Raw genomic sequence first — 16,045 nt, 5'->3', positions numbered from 1 at the left:
AATCATGAAAGCTAGGTATCAATATCGTTTCTACCCTACAGACCAACAGCAACAGAGTTTAGCTCAGTTGTTTGGTTGCGTCCGTGTGGTTTGGAATGATGCCCTGGCTATGTGCAAACAGGAAGAATTGCTACCAAGTAACAACGACTTGCAAAAGTTGGTAATTACTCAAGCAAAGAAAACTGTAGAGCGTGAATGGTTGTCTAAAGTTTCTAACATCCCGTTGCAACAGTCTGTTGCTGATTTGGGAGTTGCTTATAAAAACTATTTTGATTGCTTGAAGGGCAAGCGTAAAGGTAAAAAGGTTGGGAAACCAAAGTTCAAGAAGAAAACCAATCAGCAATCAGCGCGTTTTAGAATTGGTGGATTTTCAATCAAGGGTCATGAGGTATATCTAACTAAAATTGGTAATGTTAAACCAATTTGGTCTAGGGATTTACCGTCATCGCCTACATCCGTCACAGTCATCAAGGATTGTGCTAATCGCTATTTTCTCAGTTTTGTAGTAGAGGATTCCCCGCCCTTAAGGGCGGGGTCAGAACCTGTTGATATTGATGCTAAAAAACAAAGCATTGGTATTGATTTGGGTTTAAAAACTTTTGCTGTCATGAGTAATGGAGAAAAAGCTGTAAGTCCAAACTACTCAAAAACTGACCGAAAAATTCGTAAACTACAAAAGAAATTAGCACGACAACAAAAAGACTCAAAAAGGAGAAACAATACTCGCGTTAAAATTGCTAAACTACATAACCAAATTGCTGATACCCGTAAAGACTTTTTGCATAAGCTATCTACCAAAATAGTGAGTGAAAATCAAGCTATTGTTTTGGAAGATTTAAACGTATCTGGGATGGTTAAAAACCGCAAACTTTCTAGAGCAATTAGTTTACAAGGGTGGAGAGAGTTTAGGGCTTTGTGCGAAGGTAAGTCTGAAAAACTTAATCGAGATTTTCACGTCATAAGTCGATGGGAACCAACAAGTCAGATTTGTTCTGAATGTGGCTACAAATGGGGCAAGCTTGATTTAAAAATTCGGTTGCTTCAGTGCTTAAATTGTGGAACTGAACACGACCGTGATGAGAATGCAGCTAAGAATATAAACAAAGTCGGGATAGGGCATTGCCACGACTCTAAATGGACGCAGAGACGGGGTAAGACTACTTCGGTAGCATCTGTCAGCGAAGCGTCAAGAATCACCTCGCCTTCAGGCAGGTGAGTATGTCAAAAGCCGAGTTTATCCCACTCCAGAGCAGACAATTACGTGTTTTATTCTTTGTCAAAGTGTTACAAGTTTATTTTTGCCAATTTTCATAGTCCGAATTGATGAACGCAGTGGAAATATTTACATTCTGGCAGGAGAGGAAACTGGTATTTTGATTACACGTGATGGCAAATGGAGATACGAAGAATGACAAAACCCGATTTTGCAGCCATGAGTAAGTCCGAGTTGAAAGCTTATCTTTTAAAATATCGCAATGATACCGAAGCATTTCACGCTTTGATGGATAAAATTACATCTGAACCTAATCAGACGTTTTATACAGTTGAGGAAGTTGGAAAGCTACAGGAAATAATTGAAGATAGGCGACGCTTACAAGGAAATGCCTGAGCTTTGTCTGATTTAAGCTATAAATAACCTCTTATAGAAGGTTTCCATAGCAGAGAAAAATTGATGTCTCAACTGCAACGAATGACGATCGCACCCTCCCAACTCCAGCAAGAGCAAATTTTACTCACACCCCAACAACAACATTACTTAAAAAGAGTGTTACGCTTGCGCGATCGCGATCGCTTTATCGTGATGGATGGACTGGGTAAATGGTGGTTAGCCCATATCACAGGCGAACAAGCCCAGGTTTTAGAAGAATTAACTGTCAAAACAGAATTATCTGTATCAACCACACTGCTAGTTGCTTTACCTAAAGGCAGTGGATTTGATGAAGTTGTCCGCAGTTGTACGGAATTAGGAGTAGCTTGTATTGCTCCTGTGTTGAGCGATCGCACTTTACTAAATCCTAGCCCCCAAAAGCTGGAACGTTGGCGACGCATTGCCGCAGAAGCCGCCGAACAATCAGAACGTGCTTTTGTCCCGACAATTTTAGAGCCTGTAGGATTTAATGATGCTGTAGCTAATGCGACAGCAACTCATCGTTATATTTGTGAAGCGCGTGGTGAGTATCCCCATCTAAAAAACGTACTGACACAAATTTCTGGGGAGATTGTAATTGCGATCGGCCCGGAGGGAGGATGGACAGACAGAGAATTAGAACAAGCACTAGCCCATAGCTTTCAACCAGTATCTTTAGGAAAGCGAATCCTCCGCGCAGTCACAGCCCCACTAGTAGCACTATCATTAATTAGTGCAGCTTGTGAATTATAGGTGGGGAGTACTGAGTAAATTATCTCCCCCATCTCCCCCATCCCCTGCTTCCCCCACTCGCTTTTTTGGGAACCATATCATTAGCTTGCATTGAATGGCTCTATGATTGAACAAGTTGCGATCGCCTTTGAGCGTAAAGACTATCCCACAGCCGCTAAACTACTCAAACAGCTGCTAAAAGAGTCGCCGGAAAATCCCTGGGTGCAATTTTATCAAGGGAGACTGTATGAAGTAGCAAATAAGCGTCGAGATGCGGAAAAAATTTATCGACGATTATTAAAGAGTACACAAAATAACAAAATTGTGTTAATGGCACGTCAAGGTTTGCAGCGCCTACGCGAAATTGAGCAAGAAGAAAAACAAAGAGCGATCGCTCAAGCAACAGCCGAACCCTGCAATACTGAACAAGGGGTACTCATCCTAGAACCTTTCAGCAGTGAACTCAGAGCCACAGCCGCCGCCAAATTTGCTCAAATCATGCAGCTAGACCTCTACAATGCTAGGTTAGTGCTTCCTAGCCGTAGTTGGAAATTTTACCGCACCGGGCGCGTCGGTGAACTCAAATTTTACGGCACACAACTACAACAAGCAGGTATTCCATGCTTTTGGACAGCCATCAGCACCATTGAACAAATACAAGTTTTTCAAGTCAAATATTTTTTAGAGTCTCAACCAAAAGCTACTGTTATTTGCTCTAATCATGCAAATCAACTCGGTTCCCTGACATTTGATTGGTCAGAAGTTTCCGCGCGAGTGGTGGGACTTTTGCCTATTTTTGAGGACGTTGTAGACGTTGGCGCTTGGCGTAAACTCGAACGTAAAACCCAAACCCAAGACTACATCCATTTCTGTGATTTACATCTACCCGGCAGACGTTGTATTCTAAGACTCTATGATCAAGGCTATGAATTTCAGCAAGGTGTAGAAGTCACCCCTGTATCTAGCCAAAATACCACCAGAATCAATTGGAATAATTTAACAGACTGGATCAACTCACACTTAGCTCAAGTAAAAGTTTGGTCAGACTTTACACATTTTGCCGATTCGGTATTAGAACAAACAGAAATGCTGAGAAACATTCAGTCACACATTCACCTGTATCGTAGGGAAAAGAGTAACTGGGACTCAGCATTTCATTTGTATAGTGGATTGATATTTATGAGGCTAGGGACTGGGTGTATCAGTTAACAGTTGACAGTTGACAGTTGTTCTCCCCTGTTCCCTGTTCCCCTCCCTCTTAAGGGCAGGTTTTTCATAAAGTAATAAGTGAGGACTATAAGATTCACGCTCATTATCAGACTTTCATCTACCCCTACACCCCTACACCCTAAAATCAGTGTTTTTGGGTCGAAGTGTAAAAAACCTGCCCTTGAAAGGTTCCCCTCCAGGGAGGGGTTAGGGGTGGGTTTCTCCTTACTGTTTAGCCAGGAGTTTTGACTTGGCTAGCCATGTCTAAGTAAGAACTCATATTCGCACCTGGACGACGACGACCATTAGAACTAGAGGCTGAAGGCGCTAAATATTTAGGTGCGAATGTAGTTTCACCTGGTGGTGTTGTATTAGCCACTGGCGCTTTTTCTGGTTCAGCTTGCTTAGGTGCAGCTTTGCCATTTTTACCATTTTTAGATGCTTCTACTTTGGCGATCGCCGGCGCAGGCTTTTTCTCTGTGGCTGGTGGCGCTTCTGCTTTGGCTGCTGCTTTTGTACCGTTGGATGCTACTGGTGCAGCTTGTGGGGCTGGTGCTGGTGCTGTTTGTTCAGTGCTATCTTCTTTCAGCTCTAAGTAGTAGCCACTGCTTTTCTTACCACCGATTAATCCGGTAAGGAAACTGAGAATCCCAGCGATTAATTTTTTGATAAAACCGAACATGAGAATGGCTCCCGAAATTTTATATCTGTAAGTAGACCGTAATGTTAAAACAGTTATCAGTTATCAGTTATCAGTTATCAGGCTTATAGTGGGGGACAAAGAAGCGGCAAAATACGCTTTCACCAATTTATGAGGGACTTAGACCCAAGGATTTAACTGATAACTGTTGACTGTTCACTGTTAAAAATTACGTCGTAATACTACGTTTTTTGACTATCAGCTATTGAGTAACAAACCTTGGAGGTTTGTGCTTTATCAAGCTTAAGAATATAAGCTGAGGTTTTCAGCCTTTGTTGGCAAATACTTACAAGCTGTAGATATCGAGAATTAATTATTCAATTTTACCGCTACACAGAGCAAGATTCTGAAAGGTTGCTTAATAAAAATTAATATAATTTTATTTATGGGTATACATTAATACAACTAATGTATAACCATGAACCAGTGGGAAGAGTGTCATAATCTTTTTGCTGACGGTAATCAGACTCAGTTAAATTTTCAACAGAGGCAAACACAAGCAAATTTGTCAATGAAAACTCAAAATCAGCCACGTAATCCCGTGGTATTAGTGCATGGCATTACTGATACGGAAGTTGTCTTTAATTCGATGGCAGTTTACTTAAGACAATTAGGTTGGACTGTATACACAATAAATTTAGTACCTAACAACGGTGAAGCCCCGCTTAATGTATTGGCGCAGCAGGTAGTTGATTATGTAGCTGCAACCATTGAGCCTGGACAACCCTTTGATTTAGTGGGTTTCAGCATGGGGGGAATTGTCAGCCGTTACTACGTGCAGAGATTGGGAGGTATTGAGCGTGTACAGCGCTTTGTGACGATTTCCTCACCTCATCATGGCACGGTATTAGCTTATGCTTCTAGGCTTCCAGGGTGCGTGCAGATGCGTCCCAACAGCCTATTTCTGCAAGATTTGAATCGTGATGTACAAATGTTGGAGCAGTTAAGTTTTACTTCTATTTGGACACCTTACGATTTGATGATTATCCCCAATCACAGTTCAAAATTGCCTATAGGCAAAGAACTAATTATTCCCGTAGCGCTGCATTCTTGGATGCTGTCAGATTATAGGAGTTTAACAGCCGTCGCCGCAGCTTTAGCAGAACCGATTAATGGCGGGGATTGGGGACTGGGGACTAGGGACTGGGGACTGGGGATGGAGGATTTTGTTAGTTAAGTTACATTTTAAATTTTGATAGTAGTTAGTTGAAATACAGTTTTTCCAGAGTTTAGCTTATATCCTAATTTGGTCATTAGTCATTAGTCATTAGTCCATAATCCATAGTCCATAGTCCATAGTCCAGAGAAAGGTAAAAGGTGAAGGCTTTACCCTTTCCCCTTTCCCCTTTCCCCCTTCCCCTTCCCCTTCCCCTCTTGTAATTAAAAATTAGTTTGCTGTTTTGCCTGTTGACTGTTAGCTTTACCCGTAGAGGGAATATGAAATATGCAGTTTCTCAATGGGGATGAAGGAAAGTAACCACAAAAGTCTAAAATTAGTTATTCTTTTGATATCTTGACAAAACTACTTGTGGTTGTTGGCTGATGCTGTCATTTCTTGGCTCTGCGAATCCTTGGTTGGTGGGAGTTGGACTAAATACTGTTCTATTGAGTCTAGTCTGGTTCGCTCCTAAAAAACTGCTGACTCCAGCCGGTGTGTTTCATGCCTGGTTATTGGGCATACTGATTTGGGGAACTTTAGGCTGGCAGGGATATGTAGTAGTTATGTTCTATTTTATTGTGGGTTCCGGTGTTACACGCATCGGTATGGCACAAAAAGAGGCTCTTGGTATTGCGGAAAAGCGTTCGGGAGCAAGAGGCCCGGAAAATGTTTGGGGTTCTGCTTTAACTGCGGCGCTTTGTGCTATGGGTGTCGGCGTTCTCAATGCTGGGCTTTTCTCACCCAGTCCCCAGTCCCCAGTCCCTAATCCCCAGTCCCTCCTGTTATTAGGTTACGTCGCCAGCTTTAGTACTAAACTTTCTGATACCTGTGCGAGTGAAGTGGGTAAGGCTTACGGTAAAAGCACTTTCCTGATTACTACCTTGCAACCAGTACCTAAAGGTACGGAGGGTGCGGTGAGTTTAGAAGGGACTTTTGCTGGTGTGGTGGGTTCAGTGGCGATCGCTATTATCGGTTGGGGTGTCAATTTAATCAGCCCATTAGGTATTCTTTGGTCTGTGCTGGCTGCTTTGGTTGCTACGAATTTGGAAAGTGTGATCGGCGCTACCCTCCAATCCAAGTATACTTGGTTAACTAATGAAATTGTTAACATTCTTAACACTTTAATTGGTGCGATCGCAGCTATATTTTTGGCTTTTATTTGGGCATACTCTTTTGGTTAGGAGCAAAGGAGGATAAATGTTGAGCGTTGACGAAATTCTCTCTTGGTTTGATAGCTGGAGTAGAACAATAGAGCTATGGCAATAAAATTTAATCAAAATAGCAAATCAATTGAACTAAACCTATTTTATTTTTAAACTTGCCATTACTTATTAATAATTTATAAAATCTTGTTTTTAGCCGTTTTTACCAGGTGTTCTTATGGAAACTCTGTCATTTTTAAGTATTGATGACCAACCAATTTCAATTGAACAAACCGTAAAATACTTGCAATCTTCCGGGAAGTTGGGTCAATTCATTAGTGATGTCCTGCGTCAATATGTCATTGAGCAGGAGATTCAAGGGCGAGATGATGTTGATATCAATCCAGCCCTCACCGAACAAACAGTGATTGATTTTCGCCTGAAAAATCAACTAGCTGACCCCCAAGCTTTTCAGGAATGGTTAGCGAGGAATGGTACAGACTATCAAAGGTTCCATGCCTCAATTACTTCTAGCTTTAAATTAGAAAAATTGAAAAATTTGTTAACACAAGCCAAGCTGCCAGAATATTTTATTGAGCAGAAAATTTTTCTGGATAGAGTTGTATTATCACGGATTGTGGTCGATAGTCGAGAATTAGCAGAAGAATTACAACTGCAAATTGCAGAAGGAGGCAGTTTTGAACAATTAGCCAAAGAGTATTCTGTATTAGACGATCGCCTGGTTAATGGCATGATGGGGCCAATTAGTCGTGGTACTATGCCAGACAAGTTGCGGGCGGCTATTGATGCAGCTAATCCAGGGGAATTAGTCGGGCCTATAGAAATAGATGGACGCTATGGTTTGTTTCGAGTGGAACAATTTCTGCCAGCGTCTTTAGATGATATTCAACTCAAGCAAGCATTACAAAACGAATTATTTGAAAAATGGTTAGCAGAGAAAATTCAAAAGCTGACGGTGAAATTACAAGTGAGTTAAAACTTCTGGATAATGAATCCCTAAAAACCAAAGTGCTAACGGCTATACCTTGGAATCAACCTCCCCTAAGTTGGCTTACTCCTGAGCAAAAAACCCGATTAGAAGAACGTTTAGAAATCCGTCGTTATCGACTAGGTGAAAAAATCTGGTCGAGTGAAGCGGGTGGTTATCAGTTTTTCATCGTCGATGGAAAGGTGCGGTTACGGGACGAAGAAAGCGGTCAATCTTTATCAGCCTTACAAGTGGGAGATTGGTTTGGTGATTTACAAAAGTTACCTGGAGAATACAAGGCTGTAGCCGCTAGTAAAGAAGTGATCTTGGCTTGCTGGGATACCCATTTGTGGGCGGAGATATCTACCCCAGAAATTGAGGATTTTTGGCTGGGATTGGTGAAGGAGAATATAGTAGTTGAAAATGAAGTTAAACCTTTTCATCCTCCCGTTGTCCAGTCGCCACTGACTCCCCAAGAACAGAAGGTAAGTCAGCCAGTTACTACGCCTCTCACCCATAGTTACCCTTTTGTTAGTAGTTGGAATACGGCGGCTGCTTGTTTAACAATGGCCGCACAACAGCTAGAAAATCCAGTGAATTTGGAATGGGTACAACGCCAACTGCGGGGACAAAATCCCAAACAAGTTGTGGAAGCTGGAGAAAAGTTAGGTTTAGTGTTGCGACGACTGCAAGTAAGTTGGGAGGAGTTGCGTCAGCTAACTTTCCCGGCTTTGTTAAGGTTGCAAGTTGAGTCTGTTCCTCAGCCTACTTGGGTGGTGGCTTATGGGATAAAAGGCGATCGCATAATTGTTGCTAATCCTTTAAATCCTGATAATCTTTGTGAAAGTCTACCACAATCAGTATTAGAGCAATGTTGGGATGGTCAGTTGTGGCAAGTAGAACTGATTTCTCGACAAGAAAAATTTAATTTAGGTTGGTTCATCCCAGCCGTTTGGAAATACCGCAAGCTATTAGGCGAAGTATTAATAGCGTCTTTGACGTTGCAGGTGTTGGGTTTAGGCACACCGCTAATTACCCAGGTTGTGATCGATAAAGTCATGGTACAGGAGAGTTTACCCACTCTTGATGTCATGGCGATCGCACTTTTGTTAATAGCCATGTTTGAGTCTGTGTTGGGGATTCTGCGGTTATTTATCTTTACCCATACAGCCAGACGTTTAGATTTAAGTTTATCAGCCCAATTATTCCGTCATTTGTTGCGGCTACCCTTGGCTTATTTTGAGTCACGGCGTGTAGGTGACACAGTAGCCAGGGTGCAAGAACTAGAACAAATTCGTTCCTTTCTTACAGGTACAGCCTTAACAGTAATTTTAGATAGCATCTTTGCCGTTGTTTATTTGGCATTGATGTTTTATTACAATATTCCTTTGACCTTTGTCGCGTTGGCAGTACTGCCCTTATTTGCCACACTGACAATAGTTGCTACCCCAATATTACGTAACTGGTTAAACGAAACCTTTAACCGTAGTGCTGATAGCCAATCCTTTTTAGTAGAAACAATTACAGGTATCCATTCTGTTAAAGCTCATGCAGCTGAATCAGTAGCACGCGATCGCTGGGAAGGCTTATTTGCTCGTTTCGTGCGTACAGGTTTCAAAGCTTCCACCACTTCCAATATTAGCAGTAACATAGGTGATTTCCTCACCAATTTTTCCTCCTTACTAATTCTCTGGTTTGGTGCAAAACTAGTCATCGACCATAAACTCACAATTGGGCAATTGGTAGCCTTTCAAATGCTTTCCGGCAGAGTCACCGGGCCACTATTACGCCTAGTGCAATTATGGCAAAATCTGCAACAAGTCCTACTTTCCGTAGACCGCATTGGTGATATTCTCAACGTAGCGCCAGAAGCAGAAATGGGGACTGGTTTAGTTTTACCACCCCTGAAAGGTCAAGTTAACTTTGAACAGGTATTTTTCCGCTACAAAGCTAACAATGAACCAGTGCTAAGAGGAATAACATTTAATGTAGAACCAGGACAATTTGTGGGAATTGTTGGGCGTAGTGGTTCTGGGAAAAGTACCCTCTCTAAGTTACTGCAAAGACTTTATCAAATTGAATCAGGACGTATTCTCATAGATGGTTTTGATATCAAAAGTGCAGATTTAGCTTCCTTGCGACAACAAATTGGCGTAGTTCTCCAAGAAGACTTTCTATTTAACGGTTCCATCTTAGAAAATATCACCCTTGGTAATCCCAATATTACCGCCGAGCAAGTAGTCGAAGCCGCTAGACTAGCCGTAGCCCATGATTTTATCAGTCAATTACCCTACGGTTACGAAACTAATGTAGGAGAAAGAGGTACAGCATTATCTGGAGGACAGAGACAACGCATTGCTTTAGCAAGATTGTTCCTCTCTGACGCGCCAATTTTAATATTAGATGAAGCTACCAGTGCTTTAGATAGTGAAACCGAACAACAAGTGTTGCAAAATCTGCAAAAAGTTTCCGCTAACCGGACTGTATTTCTCATCGCTCACCGCTTTGCACCCTTAAAACGAGCCGATTTAATTCTCGTATTAGAAAAAGGTGTAATTGCAGAACGGGGAAATCATACACAACTCTTGCAACAAAAAGGTTTGTATTGGTCACTATATCAACGTCAACAAGCAAATGTTTAATAATAGGACTTACGCAACTGGCATATTTTTTCTGTAGGGTGTGTGAGGAGCGAAAATATTTGAACGTAGTCATGAGACTTGTAGCGTCACGCACCAACCACCAATTGTGACACTTGCGTAAGTCCTGAATAATTTGGGTTAGGAAAGGAACTAGGGCTTGTTTTCCAAGTCTTTAAATACCTTCTAAACGTCCTTAAAATTAGGTAATAGGTAATTGTCTGTTACCATTACCCATTACCTATTACCAACCCCAAGATAGGATAAGTGTTTAAGCGGACATAATATAATATCTCACCTAAGATTCTCCTGTTGATGAAATCTAACTATCCACAGGTTCAGCCGATTTCATCCTAATTATATCTTCACCAACTTCCGCCCTTGCTTCGGCGATGATATCTTCCCAACTTTCTCGCAATTCTCCTATAGCTCCTTTATTCTTTTCATAAAGAGCAATTCCACTTTTAACAATTGCTTTGGCTATTGGTCTACCAACACCACCCATTACTGGTAATAAGACTGGTATCAAAACTATCCCCACAATACCTGTGATTCCCAGTCCTTCTACTAAATCTCCGAGGTCGGGTAAAATTTTAACTGACATAGTGTTTTATCACCCCTATGTTTGATTTAACCTTAATTTAACCTTTTTATTGGAGCTATAGGTAAAAATATCACGCAATGTAATATTACTTTTTTTATCATTGTTCAGTTCGTAGTCAAGGCTTTAGCCTTTTCTTGATGACATGAGAATAATTAACCGCCGATACAAGCCGATAATTAAAGATGTTTTTTCAATACTTAAAATTTTATCTAGTTTTAACTAAATTTTCTCTGTAATTAACCAAGGTTTCTAGGTGGGCATTGCCCACCCTACAAATTGATTTTATTTCAATTATCATTTTTTATTGTCAACTTTTGCCTGCTGAATTTTCTTATCAGGATTCATCCAAACTTCTAGGCGACTAAAAACTTGAGAGGCTAAAAGTGTCAAACATAAGTAAATTAGGGCGACAGTTGCATAGATTTCAAAAGCACGATAGTTTTGAGCAACAATCAATTGTCCTTTGCGGAATAATTCTTCAAAACCAATAACCGCAACTAAACTTGTATCTTTTAACAAACTAATAAACTCATTACCTAAAGGTGGTAACATTCGCCGGAAGGCTTGGGGAAAAATCACTAAACGCATTGTTAATAGAGGACTCAAACCAAGTGATTTTGCTGCTTCTGTCTGTCCTATTTCTATTGATTGAATCCCAGCACGGACAGTTTCGGCAATGTAAGCAGCTATATTTAAACTTAGGGCAATTACTCCAGCAACGAAACGGTCAAAGTTAAATGTAAAACCAAGTTCTTGAGCAAGTGCTGGTAAACCAAAGTAAATCATAAAAATCTGTACTATTAAAGGCGTTCCCCGGAAAAAATCTACATAAACCCTAGCTAACAAACTCCCAGGGAGAAAGCGAGAAAGGCGGAGAAGGGCTATTAAAGTACCAGTTATTAAACCTAATACCGCAGATAAAATTGTTAGTTGTAGGGTAACTAATGCACCTTGCAATAAAATCGGGAGGAACGGCAAAATCAGATTAGCTAAGGTAGATTTATCAGCATTATTTGCATTTTCGTATGGTGATTTCGCTGGTAATGAGGCTGGAGGAGCTACTTTAAACCATTTTTGATAAATTCGCGAATATGAACCATTTGCTAAAACCCGATTTAAACCATCGTTAATTAGTTGTAAATTAGGGGAATTTTTGGCTGTGGCAATGCCATAATATTCTTCTGTAAGTAATTTTTCGACAACTTTAATTCCTTGCAGATTACCTGTATTAATGGCGTACAAAGTTACAGGCGCATCATTAATAACTGCGTCTACATTACCGTTGACTAGTTCTTGCAAGGCTAGGGGTGCAGAATCAAAACTGCGAATTTGTACCCCAGGAATAGTTTTGGCTTTATCTGCGCCAGTTGTACCAATTTGGACGGCGATTTTTTTATTTTTGAGGCTGTCAAAACCTGTAATATTTTGATTGTCGGCGCGAATGGCGATCGCTAATCCTGCTTTAAAATAGGGACGAGAGAAAGCCACCGTCTGGGAACGTTCGGCGGTGATGGTGATGGAACTAATCGCCGCATCTACGGTTTTGCTTTGTAACGCTGGAATTATACCATCAAAAGGAAGACTTTGGAAATCTATTTTAAAACTAGCAGCAGTGGCGATCGCATTCATCAAGTCAATGGAAAAACCCTGTAAATTACCACCTTGTCCGGTAAACTCAAAAGGTGGAAAAGCAGGTTCTGTAGCTATTCGCAGAGTCTTCCCCCGATTAAGATTACCACTACAACCTGTCAGTAACAAACAACTTAAGCCAATCACCAGACACCCGCATAGCCAACGCCTAAAAACCCATTTAGTCATCTCATCCTTCCCTTGTGATCACAATTAACTTTCAAGGTTAACTGTTGACAGTTGACAGTTATTAGTTGAATGTGTAACAGGTTATAACAGTGGGGATGTCAATTCTTTTGATGAAATATGTCATTTCACAGAAATTGGTGTTGGGAAATTGCTCAGTCAGGACATGGCCCTGATTGGCTGTGTATAATAGAAACCACACCGGAAAGTGTAGCGCATCTTGAGGATCTAATTTCTCATCTATCACTTCCATCCTATAGGTATATACCAGCCCCCCCTAAGTTCTGTTCCCAGCATCAAAAGATGTGCGTTCATCATCTGTTTGTGGAAGAACATCGTGCTGAAGATTTTATTGCTAATTTATCAGGAAAAAAACAAAGCAATATCTGGATATACAATTTGATTGAAATCCATGAAACTACTATTAAAATTGAATCGGGATATGCAATGGAAGATGACCGTTGCCGTCTCATCGAAACATATTTTTTACTCAGTTTATGCGACAATCCAAAGATAGCGATCGCCCAATGGCATTTATACGCCGGCGGTATGAGTTATCCTTCCATCATAGTGAGAACAGGTAAGACTTCTGAGGAACTCAAGCAATACATCATCAGTTAAAGATATTCGCGCAAGAAGTCAAAGGGATCGTCTTCCCAGCAAGGTTCGGGTATCATCAACAGCAAATTGCTGTTGATATCTGTTTCGATTTCATCAATGTCTTCTCTGTCAAACAGTTCTAATAAAACTTTCCAGTCTCTTTCCTTCAAAGAGGTAAATACTGGTGCGTATGTCTGTGGATTGACTGGATAATTCACAGGCTAAATTTCAGTTAATGAATGCAGAAAATGAGTGTGAGACTGGCAAATATTTCTAATATATCTTAAATCAGAATATTTGTAAATATGTAATAGTCAATAGTCAATAGTCAATAGTCATTAGTCAATAGTCATTAGTCAATAGCAACTGACAACTGATAACTGATAACTGATAACTGATAACTGATAACTGATAACTGATAACTGATAACTGATAACTGATAACTGATAACTGACAACTGATAACTGATAACTGATAACTGATAACTGATAACTGATAACTGATAACTGACAACTGATAACTGATAACTGATAACTGATAACTGACAACTGTCACCTGTCACCTGTCAACCATTTCCACCCCAAACACCTGTGCAAAAGCCTCGACAACATGACCTCTGACTTCTTGAGTGGTAATTCCTGGTATCCATTCAATTAAACTACCTACGGGCTTATCAGCAATACCACAGGGAACAATTCGCTCAAACCCTGTCATATCGGGACAGACATTTAAAGCGAAGCCGTGCATAGTAATCCAACGGCTAACTTTAATGCCGATCGCTGCAACTTTTCGCCCTTCTAACCATACTCCAGTTAAAGGTGGTGTGCGATCGCCTTTTAACCCATAAACTGCAAGTACAAGAATTATAACTTCTTCTAATTGTCGCAAATACCAGTGTAAATCCTGGCAATGGCGATGCAGATTTAAAATCGGATACCCTACCAATTGACCGGGACAGTGATAAGTAACTTCACCACCACGTTCGATTCGATGTATCTCAAACTCACTGTGGTTAGGGTCAAATTTGAGAAAATCCAAACTGCTGCCCTGCCCTAATGTATAGACTGGCGGATGCTCCAATAAGATTAGCACATCATCTAGATTAGGGTTATCGATGCGTTGGCGCAAGAGCGATCGCTGCCATGCGTGAGCCTCTAAGTATGGCATCAATCCTTTGTTATATAACAAACAATTTCTTACAGGGGATTCGTTACTATGGATCATGCCAAAAATCAACTGAGTTAACAACTAAATATATTTCAACTAACACAACTTAGTAATGCGAAATTGTCAAGCTTTGCAAAGGATTTTAAAGGAACATAAAGGGAAGCAACCATAGGAAAAACAAAGTGCTAGTTTGAATATATAACCACATCAGGTGTTGGGAGGAATTCTCTACAATAAGCATCACGCCAAGTTCAGAGGAACAAATACACTGGCTGATGAATCTAAAAGGAGTTGTTTGCATCTACGAAACTTGTGTAATCCCTTGACGATGAGCAAAACCTCTTTTAACAAACAATAAGTAACTACTAACAGTTATATAAAGTTTGTTTTGATGAAGGAAGTCAAAACAGTGATTGCTCACACTACCTTAATTGAGAAAGATATGCGCTCATCCAAGTGCCTAGCAAACAGTTGGTAGCAAATAAGTTAGGTAGAAATATCACAAGCAAGATGTAAAAAACTTAAAGAAAGCAAGCTAGAAGTAGATCAAAAAAAAGGTGCTGGTGCAATAAATATAACTTACCGCAATCTCTTTTCATACAAAAACTACATCACATCAAATATTGTGCTATTGAGCGGGAGAGTTTACATGAAGCTTGTCATCCACGGCAAAAATATAGAAATTACCGATGCGATTCGAGAATATGTGCATCAAAAGATTGAAAAGGCAGTTAGTCACTTTCAGAACATCACAAACGAAGTGGATGTCCATTTAAGCGTGGCACGCAATCCCCGAATTAATCCCAAGCAAGCGGCGGAAGTCACCATCTTTGCAAATGGTAGCGTGATCCGCGCCGAGGAGAGCAGCGAAAATTTATATGCAAGTATTGACTTAGTAGCAGACAAGATTTCCCGACAATTACGTAAATACAAAGAAAGACGAATAGATAAGAAAACTCAAGCGCAACCAACTACCGAAGCCATTGTACCAGAACCAGTAGTTGCAGATTTAATAGGCGATCGCACTCCCGAACTCCCCCAAGAAGTCGTCCGCACCAAATACTTTTCCATGCCACCCATGACAGTTGCCGAAGCCTTAGAGCAATTGCAACTAGTAGGGCATGATTTTTATATGTTCCACAACGCCGAAACAGGAGAAATTAACGTCATTTACGAACGTAACCACGGTGGCTACGGTGTGATTCAGCCCCGCAACAACAACGGACACACCAACGGACACAGCAACGGTAAAAATGGCAAAGCCCATCATATCGTGATGCCAGAAAAATCTCATAGTAAGTAAGGAACTAGAGACTGGGTAAGGCGTTGCTGAAATCAGGAATGATTCTTGTGGGGTAGGCATCATCAGCACTCTGGAAATACAAAGGACGGGCAAAATGCCCATCCCACAAAACTTTCCACATCATCCTGCAAATATGCAACGTCGCCCCTAGACATCTGGTAGAAATTTTCTTGAAGATGTAAAATTCACTATCAAAGACTAGCTTAATATAGCGAATTCATCATATTCATCTTGCCGATTTATTTAAAAATTCGGAGAGATGAATGAGGGCATCGTGTTCACATTATGGATGAATAGTCTAGTTGGAAACTAATATTTTCGCAGCAGATTTTAGTAACTTAATAGTTACTAATGCTCGAT

The 16,045-nt window shown here is 40.7% G+C and carries 16 protein-coding genes; 11 read left to right on the top strand and 5 right to left on the bottom strand.

The genetic code is table 11. From position 1 onward, the window contains the following. Positions 1–4: 4 nt before the first annotated feature. The 5 genes from H6G83_RS16450 to H6G83_RS16435 all read left to right on the top strand — a co-directional run bounded on the left by H6G83_RS16450 (position 5) and on the right by H6G83_RS16435 (position 3,568). Positions 5–1,216 (top strand): RNA-guided endonuclease InsQ/TnpB family protein, encoded by a 1,212-nt coding sequence (locus tag H6G83_RS16450; RefSeq protein ID WP_190474189.1) that lies wholly within the window; start codon positions 5–7, stop codon positions 1,214–1,216. Then, on the top strand, positions 1,173–1,412 hold the full coding sequence (locus H6G83_RS36415; RefSeq protein WP_390822127.1) for a DUF6888 family protein: 240 nt from the start codon (positions 1,173–1,175) through the stop codon (positions 1,410–1,412). The genes H6G83_RS16450 and H6G83_RS36415 overlap by 44 nt, the downstream gene beginning before the upstream one ends. Beyond that, positions 1,409–1,609 (top strand): DUF6887 family protein, encoded by a 201-nt coding sequence (locus H6G83_RS16445; protein ID WP_190474186.1) that lies wholly within the window; start codon positions 1,409–1,411, stop codon positions 1,607–1,609. Before H6G83_RS36415 ends, H6G83_RS16445 begins: the two co-directional genes overlap by 4 nt. A 63-nt stretch (positions 1,610–1,672) precedes the next feature. Continuing rightward, entirely contained in the window at positions 1,673–2,380 is a 708-nt protein-coding gene (locus H6G83_RS16440) for a 16S rRNA (uracil(1498)-N(3))-methyltransferase (RefSeq protein WP_190474183.1), read from the top strand. Between the two features lie 102 nt (positions 2,381–2,482). Further along, positions 2,483–3,568 (top strand): tetratricopeptide repeat protein, encoded by a 1,086-nt coding sequence (locus tag H6G83_RS16435; RefSeq protein WP_190474182.1) that lies wholly within the window; start codon positions 2,483–2,485, stop codon positions 3,566–3,568. A 232-nt stretch (positions 3,569–3,800) separates the two neighbouring features. Here H6G83_RS16435 and H6G83_RS16430 read toward each other — a convergent pair whose 3' ends face one another. Then, entirely contained in the window at positions 3,801–4,250 is a 450-nt protein-coding gene (locus H6G83_RS16430) for a hypothetical protein (protein ID WP_190474179.1), read from the bottom strand. Between the two features lie 529 nt (positions 4,251–4,779). Here H6G83_RS16430 and H6G83_RS16425 point away from each other — a divergent pair. The 4 genes from H6G83_RS16425 to H6G83_RS16410 all read left to right on the top strand — a co-directional run bounded on the left by H6G83_RS16425 (position 4,780) and on the right by H6G83_RS16410 (position 10,199). Beyond that, complete coding sequence (locus tag H6G83_RS16425; protein ID WP_190474281.1) at positions 4,780–5,445, top strand: esterase/lipase family protein; 666 nt, start codon at positions 4,780–4,782, stop codon at positions 5,443–5,445. Between the two features lie 365 nt (positions 5,446–5,810). Beyond that, entirely contained in the window at positions 5,811–6,608 is a 798-nt protein-coding gene (locus H6G83_RS16420) for a TIGR00297 family protein (RefSeq protein ID WP_190474177.1), read from the top strand. Between the two features lie 199 nt (positions 6,609–6,807). Continuing rightward, positions 6,808–7,566, top strand: a complete 759-nt coding sequence (locus tag H6G83_RS16415; protein ID WP_190474175.1) for a peptidylprolyl isomerase — start codon at positions 6,808–6,810, stop codon at positions 7,564–7,566. After that, positions 7,515–10,199 (top strand): peptidase domain-containing ABC transporter, encoded by a 2,685-nt coding sequence (locus tag H6G83_RS16410; protein ID WP_190474173.1) that lies wholly within the window; start codon positions 7,515–7,517, stop codon positions 10,197–10,199. The genes H6G83_RS16415 and H6G83_RS16410 overlap by 52 nt, the downstream gene beginning before the upstream one ends. Positions 10,200–10,518: 319 nt before the next feature. On the opposite strand, the gene H6G83_RS16405 is transcribed toward H6G83_RS16410, so the two are convergent. Next, the gene (locus H6G83_RS16405) at positions 10,519–10,800 is read right to left on the bottom strand and encodes a DUF5132 domain-containing protein (RefSeq protein WP_190474171.1); all 282 of its coding nucleotides are present in this window, start codon (positions 10,798–10,800) and stop codon (positions 10,519–10,521) included. Between the two features lie 294 nt (positions 10,801–11,094). After that, positions 11,095–12,618, bottom strand: coding sequence for an ABC transporter permease subunit (locus H6G83_RS16400; protein ID WP_190474168.1), 1,524 nt, complete (start codon positions 12,616–12,618; stop codon positions 11,095–11,097). A 117-nt stretch (positions 12,619–12,735) separates the two neighbouring features. Between H6G83_RS16400 and H6G83_RS16395 the strand changes: the two genes are divergently transcribed. Further along, positions 12,736–13,236, top strand: a complete 501-nt coding sequence (locus H6G83_RS16395) for a hypothetical protein (protein WP_242044634.1) — start codon at positions 12,736–12,738, stop codon at positions 13,234–13,236. Here H6G83_RS16395 and H6G83_RS16390 read toward each other — a convergent pair. Both H6G83_RS16390 and lipB read right to left on the bottom strand, forming a co-directional pair. Then, positions 13,233–13,433, bottom strand: coding sequence for a hypothetical protein (locus tag H6G83_RS16390; RefSeq protein WP_190474166.1), 201 nt, complete (start codon positions 13,431–13,433; stop codon positions 13,233–13,235). The genes H6G83_RS16395 and H6G83_RS16390 overlap by 4 nt on opposite strands. Before the next feature lie 340 nt (positions 13,434–13,773). Further along, the gene (gene lipB / locus H6G83_RS16385) at positions 13,774–14,439 is read right to left on the bottom strand and encodes a lipoyl(octanoyl) transferase LipB (RefSeq protein WP_190474165.1); all 666 of its coding nucleotides are present in this window, start codon (positions 14,437–14,439) and stop codon (positions 13,774–13,776) included. 592 nt (positions 14,440–15,031) lie between these two features. Here lipB and hpf point away from each other — a divergent pair. Further along, positions 15,032–15,685: a ribosome hibernation-promoting factor, HPF/YfiA family gene (hpf, locus tag H6G83_RS16380; RefSeq protein WP_190474162.1), complete on the top strand. Its 654-nt coding sequence runs from the start codon at positions 15,032–15,034 to the stop codon at positions 15,683–15,685. The last annotated feature ends 360 nt before the right edge of the window (positions 15,686–16,045 follow it).

It is taken from the genome of Anabaena azotica FACHB-119, assembly GCF_014697625.1.
GTDB classification, from domain to species: Bacteria; Cyanobacteriota; Cyanobacteriia; order Cyanobacteriales; family Nostocaceae; genus Trichormus; species Trichormus azoticus_A.
The sequence above is the reverse complement of the archived record's forward strand: the minus strand, read 5'-3'. Positions and strand labels throughout refer to the sequence as shown.